The 8595-nt window shown below is 74.1% G+C and carries 7 protein-coding genes; all 7 read left to right on the top strand.

Annotation, left to right across the window (positions count from 1 at the left end; genetic code table 11):
* The coding region (locus AC51EU_RS23575; protein ID WP_496269046.1) for a trypsin-like serine peptidase at window positions 1–853 on the top strand (853 nt) is incomplete at its 5' end.
* Window positions 837–1361 (top strand): gamma-glutamylcyclotransferase family protein, encoded by a 525-nt coding sequence (locus AC51EU_RS23570; RefSeq protein ID WP_496269045.1) that lies wholly within the window; start codon window positions 837–839, stop codon window positions 1359–1361. The genes AC51EU_RS23575 and AC51EU_RS23570, both read left to right, overlap by 17 nt.
* Window positions 1358–2392 carry an adenosine deaminase gene (locus AC51EU_RS23565; RefSeq protein ID WP_496269044.1) on the top strand — a complete coding sequence of 345 codons (1035 nt, stop codon included), beginning with the start codon at window positions 1358–1360 and terminating at the stop codon, window positions 2390–2392. The genes AC51EU_RS23570 and AC51EU_RS23565 overlap by 4 nt, the downstream gene beginning before the upstream one ends.
* Before the next feature lie 86 nt (window positions 2393–2478).
* Complete coding sequence (locus AC51EU_RS23560; protein WP_496269043.1) at window positions 2479–3852, top strand: deoxyguanosinetriphosphate triphosphohydrolase; 1374 nt, start codon at window positions 2479–2481, stop codon at window positions 3850–3852.
* Window positions 3853–4158: 306 nt separating this feature from the next.
* The gene (locus AC51EU_RS23555; RefSeq protein ID WP_496269042.1) at window positions 4159–5421 is read left to right on the top strand and encodes an NAD(P)/FAD-dependent oxidoreductase; all 1263 of its coding nucleotides are present in this window, start codon (window positions 4159–4161) and stop codon (window positions 5419–5421) included.
* A 9-nt stretch (window positions 5422–5430) separates the two neighbouring features.
* Window positions 5431–6435 (top strand): pyridoxal-phosphate dependent enzyme, encoded by a 1005-nt coding sequence (locus AC51EU_RS23550; protein WP_496269041.1) that lies wholly within the window; start codon window positions 5431–5433, stop codon window positions 6433–6435.
* Window positions 6436–6480: 45 nt separating this feature from the next.
* Entirely contained in the window at window positions 6481–8400 is a 1920-nt protein-coding gene (gene dnaG, locus AC51EU_RS23545; RefSeq protein WP_496269040.1) for a DNA primase, read from the top strand.
* Window positions 8401–8595: the final 195 nt, after the last annotated feature.

Raw genomic sequence — 8595 nt, 5'->3', positions numbered from 1 at the left:
GCCCGTCGGGCCCCCAGCCTCCGCCGACTGGACCAGCTCCGCCGCCGCCCGCTTCTGGACGGCCCGCCGGATGGCCACCGCGGCCCCCGCCGACGACGACCCGGACGAGCCGGACCGGCCGCCGCCCGCCGCCGGGGGAACGGACCGGAGCACCACCGGTTCCCCGGCCATGCCGACCGCCCGCCACTTCGACGGCATCCCGTCCGTCGGCGTCCTCTTCTCCCTCGACAAGGACACCCGGGCGCACTACTGCACCGCCACCGTGGTGCACAGCCCCCGGCACAACCTCATCCTCACCGCGGGCCACTGCAACCCCGGTTCGCGCGCCGCGTTCGTCCCGAAGTACCGCTCCGGCGCGGCCGCCCAGCCGTACGGGGTGTGGGCGATCACCCGGTCCTTCGCCTATCCGGAGCGTGGTTCCACCGGCCCCGCCTCCGACCTGGACTTCGCGTTCGCCACCGTCGCTCCCGACGCTCAGGGCCGCCCGATCGAAGAGGTCACCGGCGGCAACACCCTCACCGCGACACCCGGCTACACCAACAACGTCACCGTCATCGGCTACCCCACCGTCCGCAACGACCCCGAGGACCGGGCCGTACGCTGCGAGACCCGCAGCAGCAGGCTCACCGGGTACCACCAACTCACCATGCAGTGCGCCGGTTTCTACGGCGGCACCTCCGGCGGGCCCTGGCTGGCCGAGTTCGACGAGAAGGCGCAGACCGGCCTCCTCATCGGCAACATCGGCGGCCTCAACGGCGGCGGCCCCGACGGCCCGGACGCGGACAAGACCTCCTACAGCCCGTACTACGGGGCAGAGGTCTTCACCCTCTTCAGCCGTGCCATCGAGGGCTGAGGGGCACGCCCCCGGGAGAGGAGGAGACACGTCCCCAACAGCCCCCCAGCCCCCACCCCGCCTCACGTTCTTCGTCCACGGGACGCTGCGCCCCGGCCAGGCCCACTACGGCCGGTTGCCGCGCGGGAGGACGGCCGCCGAGGTGCCGGCGCGGATCGCCGGTGCCGTGCTCCACGATGGCCCCGGGTACCCCTACGCCGTCGAGGGGCCCGGAGACGAGCGGGCCCACGGCACCCTGCTGACGCTCCGCGAAGCCGAGTACGACGCGCTGCCCGCGGTGCTCGACCAGCTGGACGGCCATGCCCCCGGCGGCCGGGAGAACCTCGACGAGCGGGTGGTCACCGCCGCCGAGACCGCGGACGGCTGGACCGTACGGGCCTGGACATATCCCGCCGCCCCCCCTCGCCGCCCGGCTGCGGGCCACGCCACCCCCGTCGAGGGCGGCGACCGGCCGCGGGGGAGGGGCGATAGCCTGGGCGACTCCCGTACCGCAGCAGAACAGGTGTGACCCGCGTGTCTTCCGTCCCCTCCGCAGCCCCTGACCGTCCCGCCCCGCTCCCCAAGGCGGAGCTGCATCTGCACATCGAGGGCACCCTGGAGCCCGAGCTGGCGTTCGCCCTCGCCGCGCGCAACGGAGTGGAGCTGCCCTACGCCACCGAGGACGAGCTGCGGCGCGCGTACTCCTTCACCGACCTCCAGTCCTTCCTGGACCTCTACTACGCGCTGATGGCCGTTCTGCGCACCGAGGACGACTTCGCGGACCTCGCCGACGCCTACCTCACCCGCGCCCGCGCGCAGGGCGTCCGGCACGCCGAGATCTTCTTCGACCCGCAGGCGCACACCGCGCGCGGCGTCCCGATCGGCACCGTCATCCGCGGTCTGGCCCGCGCCCTGGACGCCGCGCCCGAAAAGCACGGCATCACCACCCGGCTGATCATGTGCTTCCTGCGCGACGAGAGCGCCGAGTCCGCCCTCGCCACCTTCGAGGCGGCCCGCCCGTACCTCGACCGGCTCACCGCCGTCGGACTGGACTCCGCGGAGGTCGGCCACCCGCCGGCGAAGTTCCGGGAGGTCTTCGCGCGCGCCCGCGAGGCCGGCCTCAAGTGCGTCGCCCACGCCGGCGAGGAGGGGCCCGCCGCCTATGTGTGGGAGGCGCTGGACCTGCTCGGCGTCGACCGGATCGACCACGGTGTGCGCTGCATGGAGGACGAGAAGCTGGTGGCCCGGCTCGCCGAGGAGCAGGTGCCGCTCACGGTGTGCCCGCTGTCCAACCTCCGGCTGAAGGTGGTCGGCGACCTCGCCGACCACCCGCTGCCCGCGATGCTCGACGCCGGCCTGCTCGTCACCCTCAACTCCGATGATCCGGCCTATTTCGGTGGTTACGCGGACGACAACTTCACCGCCGTCCGCGACGCCCTCGGACTCGACGAGGAGACCCTGCGCACCCTCGCCCGCAACTCCTTCCGCGCGTCCTTCCTGGACGGGCCGACCCGCGAGCGCTACCTCCGCGAGGTCGACGCCCACACGGCGGGCGCGTAACGGAAACGGACCCGGCCCGCCCGCGGGGTGCCCCGTACGCGTAGTGCTTGCGGCGTCCCGGGCGGGCGGGCGGTTACCGTCGCGGTATGACGGGCACACCAGCGGGCAGCGGCCGGGACGTCACGGGGCGGCGGACGGCCGGTCACGACGGCGCCACCGCGGGCGGCGTCCCCGGATACACCGCCGCCGACACCGCCCGCTGGGTCGCCGAACCCGACAAACGCCCCGGCCGGACCGCCTTCCAGCGCGACCGCGCCCGGGTGCTGCACTCGGCGGCCCTGCGCCGCCTCGCGGGCAAGACCCAGGTCGTCACCCCCGGGGCGCGCACCCCCGCCTGGAACGCCAGCCCGCGCACCCGGCTGACCCACTCCCTGGAGTGCGCCCAGGTCGGCCGGGAGCTGGGCGCGGCCCTCGGATGCGACCCGGATCTCGTCGAGACGGCCTGTCTGGCGCACGATCTCGGCCATCCCCCGTTCGGCCACAACGGTGAACAGGCGCTCAACGACGTCGCCGCGCCCTGGGGAGGCTTCGAGGGCAACGCCCAGTCACTGCGGCTGCTGGCCCGTCTGGAGCCCAAACGGTTCCTGCCCGCCGCCGACGGGACCGCGGTCAGCGTCGGCCTCAACCTCACCCGCGCCGCCCTCGACGCCGCCACCAAGTACCCCTGGCCGCGCGGCGCCCACCCCGCCGAGCCCGCCTCGCCGAAGTTCGGGGTGTACGAGGACGACCTGCCGGTGTTCGGCTGGTTCCGGCAGGGTGCGCCCGGCGTCCGGCGCAGCTTCGAGACGCAGGTCATGGACTGGTCCGACGATGTGGCGTACTCCGTCCACGACGTCGAGGACGGCCTGCACGCCGGTCATCTCGACCCCAACTGCCTGCTCGCCGACCCCGAACGCGCGGACGTCTTCGCGCTGGCCGCCGCGCGCTACGCGCCGGGCGCCGACCCCGCCGCGCTGGCCGCGGCCCTGGACCGCCTGCTGGAACAGGAGTGGTGGCCGCACGGCTACGACGGCAGCGCGCTCGCCCAGGCCCGCCTCAAGGACGCCACCAGCCAGCTGATCGGCCGCTTCTGCCTGGCCGCCGAGACCGCCACCCGCGACGCGTACGGCACCGGGCGTCTCACCCGTTACCACGCCGAACTGGTCGTCCCGGAGGACACGCGGCTGGAATGCGCCGTCCTCAAGGCCGTCGCCGACCGCTACGTCATGCAGCGGCCCGACCAGGAGGCGCTCCGCGCCGACCAGCGGATCGTGATCGCCGAGCTCGCCGAGGCACTGATCGCCCGCGCGCCCTACGGCCTCGACCCCCAGTTCCGCTCGCTGTTCGACGCGGCGGACGACGACGCCGGGCGGATGCGCGCCGTCATCGACCAGATCGCGGCCCTCACCGACGACTCCGCCCGTACGCTGCACCTCCGCCTCACCCGACCACCCGGACACCCCTACCACGGTCTCGGATGATCCCGGGGTCGACCGGCCCCTTCCCTCGCCGTGCCCGGTGCGGGAGGCTCGGACCTTGCGCACCGCAAGGGCGCGAACGGCCCGCCGACGGCAAGTGAACGACGGACGGGCACGTCACGGACCGGGAGGCACCAGCACGGACACCACGCGGGCGGCGGAACGCGGGACGTACCACCGCACGTCGGGCGGGACACGGCGGGAAACACCGGGAAACACAGCGGGGGAACCCATCAACCGGGGGGAAGGATCTGGGGCGGTCACGGACGCGCACGCGGACGGACGGCACCGGGAACGAGGAGGAAACACGTGGTCGACGCACACGAGACGTTCGTCATCGTCGGGGGTGGTCTGGCCGGGGCGAAAGCCGCCGAGACCCTCCGCTCGGAGGGCTTCACCGGCCGGGTGATCCTCATCTGCGACGAGCGCGACCACCCGTACGAACGCCCGCCGCTGTCCAAGGGGTACCTGCTCGGTAAGGAGGAGCGCGACAGCGTCTTCGTCCACGAACCCGCCTGGTACGCACGGGCCCACATCGAACTGCACCTCGGCCAGCCCGCCGTCCACCTCGACCCCGAGGCGAGGACCGTCCGCCTGGGTGACGGCACCCTCGTCGTCTACGACAAGCTGCTGCTGGCCACCGGGGCCGAACCGCGCCGTCTGGACGTCCCCGGGACCGGCCTGGCCGGCGTCCACCACCTGCGCCGCCTCGCCCACGCCGAGCGGCTGCGCGGCGTGCTCGCCTCCCTCGGCCGCGACAACGGCCACCTCGTCATCGCGGGCGCCGGCTGGATCGGCCTGGAGGTCGCCGCCGCGGCCCGCTCGTACGGCGCCGAGGTGACCGTCGTGGAGCCCGAGCCGACGCCGCTGCACGCCGTCCTCGGCCCCGAACTCGGCGGCCTCTTCGCCGACCTGCACCGCGAGCACGGCGTGCGCTTCCACTTCGGGGCCCGCCTCACCGAGATCGTCGGCCAGGACGGCGTCGTCCTCGCCGTGCGCACCGACGACGGCGAGGAGCACCCCGCCCACGACGTGCTCGCCGCCATCGGGGCCGCGCCCCGCACCGCCCTCGCCGAACAGGCCGGGCTCGCCCTCGCCGACCGGGCGGCCGGCGGCGGCATCGCCGTCGACGCCTCGCTGCGCACCTCCGACCCGCACATCTACGCCGCGGGCGACGTCGCCGCCGCCGACCACCCCCTCCTCGACACCCGGGTACGCGTCGAGCACTGGGCCAATGCCCTCAACGGCGGTCCCGCCGCCGCCCGCGCCATGCTCGGCAAGGAGATCAGCTACGACCGCGTCCCGTACTTCTTCTCCGACCAGTACGACGTCGGCATGGAGTACTCCGGCTACGCCCCGCCCGGCAGCTACGACCAGGTGGTGTGTCGCGGCGACGTCGCCAAGCGGGAGTTCATCGCGTTCTGGCTGCGCGAGGGCAGGCTGCTCGCCGGGATGAACGTCAACGTCTGGGACGTCGCCGAACCGGTCCAGCAACTGATCCGCTCCGGGCAGCCGTTGGACCAGGAGGCCCTCGCCGATCCGGAGGTACCGCTGGAGTCACTGCTCCCGTAGCGTGAGGCCATGCCCTCCCGCCCCGGCAGCCACACGGACCCCGCCGATCCCGCCGCGGTCGTCACCCTCGACGCCGTCCACGACGCCGCGGCGCGGCTGGCGGGCGTCGCCCACCGCACACCGGTGCTGCACTCGCGCACCCTGGACGCGCTGGTGGGCGCCGAGGTCCACCTCAAGTGCGAGACGTTCCAGCGCACCGGGGCCTTCAAGTTCCGCGGCGCCTACCACGCCGTCTCCCGGCTGCCGGCCGCGCGGCTGCGGCGCGGCGTCGCCGCGTTCTCCTCCGGCAACCACGCCCAGGCCGTCGCGCTGGCCGCCCGCGAACTGGGCACCAGAGCCGTCGTCCTCATGCCCGAGGACGCCCCGCGCGCCAAACGGGACGCCACCGCCGGGTACGGCGCCGAGATCGTCACGTACGACCGCTACGCGGGGGACCGCACCGCCCTCGGCCGCCGCCTGGCCGAGGAGCGCGGCCTCACCCTCATCCCGCCGTACGACCACCCGGACGTCATCGCCGGCCAGGGCACCGTGGCCCTGGAGCTGATCGAGGAGACCGGGCCGCTGGACGCCCTGCTGGCCCCGATGGGCGGCGGCGGGCTGATGGCGGGCTGTGCCACCGCCGCCACCGCCCTCGTCCCCGGCATCCGCATGATCGGCGTCGAGCCGGAGGCGGGCGACGACACCCTGCGCTCCCTGGCCGCCGGCCACCCGGTGACGATCCCCGTCCCGCGCACCATCGCCGACGGCCAGGCCGTGGAGCGGCCCGGCGACCTTCCCTTCGCCGTCAACCGGCGGCTGCTCGATTCCGTCGTCCTGGTGACCGACGACGAGATCCGCGCCGCCATGCGCTTCGCCTTCGAACGGCTCAAACTCGTCACCGAACCCAGTGGCGCCTGCGCCCTGGCCGCCCTCCTCGCCGGGCGCACCGGCCCGCCGCCCGCCCGCATCGGCGTGATCGTCTCCGGCGGCAACATCGGCCTCGACCGCTTCCTGGAGGTCATGGGCGGTGCCTGAGCGGCCGCGGCCGGGACTGTCGGACCCCCGCCGTAGAATTCACGCGTGGCAGGCAGGATCAACGATGACGATGTGAAGGCGGTCAGGGACGCGGTCCCCATCGACGCCGTCGTGTCCGAGTACCTCCAGCTCCGCAACGCCGGCGGCGGCAACCTCAAGGGACTGTGCCCCTTCCACGACGAGAAGTCCCCGTCGTTCCACGTCAGCCCGTCCAAGGGGCTCTACCACTGCTTCGGCTGCCAGGAGGGCGGCGACACCGTCGACTTCATCATGAAGATCGACCACCTCTCCTTCGCCGAGACCATCGAACGCCTCGCCGCCCAGGCAGGCATCACCCTGCGCTACGAGGAGGGCGGCTACACCCCCGGCCGCCAGCAGGGCGAACGCACCCGCCTGGTCGAGGCCCACAAGGCCGCCGCCCAGTACTACACCGAGCAGCTCGACGGCCCCGAGGCGGAGATCGCCCGGAGGTTCCTCGCCGAACGCGGCTTCGACCAGGCCGCCGCCCAGCACTTCGGCGTCGGCTACAGCCCCGCCGGCTGGGACCACCTCACCCGCTTCCTGCGCGGCCGCGGCTTCACCGACAAGGAGCTGGTCCTCTCCGGCCTCTCCCAGGAGGGCCGCCGCGGCCCCATCGACCGCTTCCGGGGCCGCCTGATGTGGCCCATCCGCGACATCGCGGGCGAGGTCGTCGGCTTCGGCGCCCGCAAGCTCCGCGAGGACGACAACGGCCCCAAGTACCTCAACACCCCCGAGACCCCCCTCTACCGCAAGTCCCAGGTCCTCTACGGCATCGACCTCGCCAAGAAGGAGATCGCCAGGACCAACCGCGCCGTGGTCGTCGAGGGCTACACCGACGTCATGGCCTGCCACCTCGCCGGGGTCACCACCGCCATCGCCACCTGCGGCACCGCCTTCGGCGAGGGCCACATCAAGATCCTCCGCCGACTGCTGATGGACAACTCCGGCTCCGAGGTCGTCTTCACCTTCGACGGCGACGCCGCGGGCCAGAAGGCCGCCCTGCGCGCCTTCGAGGACGACCAGAAGTTCGCCGCCGAAACGTCCATCGCGATCTCCCCCGGCGGCATGGACCCCTGTGACCTGCGCCTCGCCGAGGGCGACCAGGCCGTCGCCGGCCTCGTCGAGTCCCGCACCCCGCTGTTCGAGTTCGCGCTGCGCCATGTCGTCTCCCGGCACAACCTCGACACCCCCGTGGGCCGCGCCGCGGCCCTCGACGAGGCCGCGCCCATCGTCGCCCACATCAAGAACAGCTCCATCCAGCACGAGACCGCCGTCCAGCTCGCCGGCCTGCTCGGCATCCTCGACACCCAGTTCGTGGTCCGCCGCGTCGGCCAGCTCGCCCGCTGGGCCCGCGAACGCGGCCGCGACGGCGGCGGCCCGGCCCAGGGCCGCAGACAGCCCTCCGGCCAGGCCCCCGCCCCCGCCGCCCAGGCCCCCGCGCCCGGCACCCGGGGCCCCGCCCTCAACCTCCGCAGCCCCGCCCACCGCGTCGAACGCGAACTCCTCAAGCTCGCCCTGCAACGCCCCGACCTCGTCTCCCCGGCCTTCGACGCCTACGGGGCCGACGAGTTCACCGCCCCGCCCTACGCCCGGGTCCGCCGCTGCATCGAGGACGCCGGCGGCGCCACGGCCGGCGCCGCCGACAACGGCTACGTCCAGCGGGTCCGCGAGGCGGCCCCCGACGACACCGTCCGCGCCATGGTCACCGAGCTGTCCGTGGAGCCGCTGCACACCCGCCGCGAACCGGACGAGGCGTACGCCGGCGTCCAGCTCGTCGCCGTCCGCCTCGCCGCCGTCAACCAACGCGTCACGGAGATCCGCGGCACCCTCCAGCGCCTCGGCCCCCGCGCCGACCCCGAGCAGCTCACCGCCGTCCAGAACGAACTCTGGGTCCTCCAGCAGTACGGCCAGTCCCTGCGCGAACGCGGCTACGCGGCGCTCTGACCCACCACGGGCCGCCCTGGGGGCGCGCACCACCACCCCCGCGCCGCCCCGGCACCCCTGCCCGCCCGCCGCGCCGGGCGCCGTATCCACCGCGTCACGGAACGGACGCAAAAAGTGTCCGCACGCCCCTCGTGGCGGACGTGTGCCGTGCCCCACACTGAGGAGCGGTGCCCGATCCCGGCGCGCCGCCCGGTC

The organism is Candidatus Streptomyces philanthi, assembly GCF_059553635.1.
Note: the sequence above shows the minus strand (reverse complement) of the source record. Positions and strands in the feature narration are given on the sequence as shown.

Bases quoted from the DNA above. Each gene is read 5' to 3' on its own strand.
- AC51EU_RS23560 (WP_496269043.1), top strand. From the start codon at position 2,479: ATGACGGGCACACCAGCGGGCAGCGGCCGGGACGTCACGGGGCGGCGG.
- AC51EU_RS23550 (WP_496269041.1), top strand. From the start codon at position 5,431: ATGCCCTCCCGCCCCGGCAGCCACACGGACCCCGCCGATCCCGCCGCG.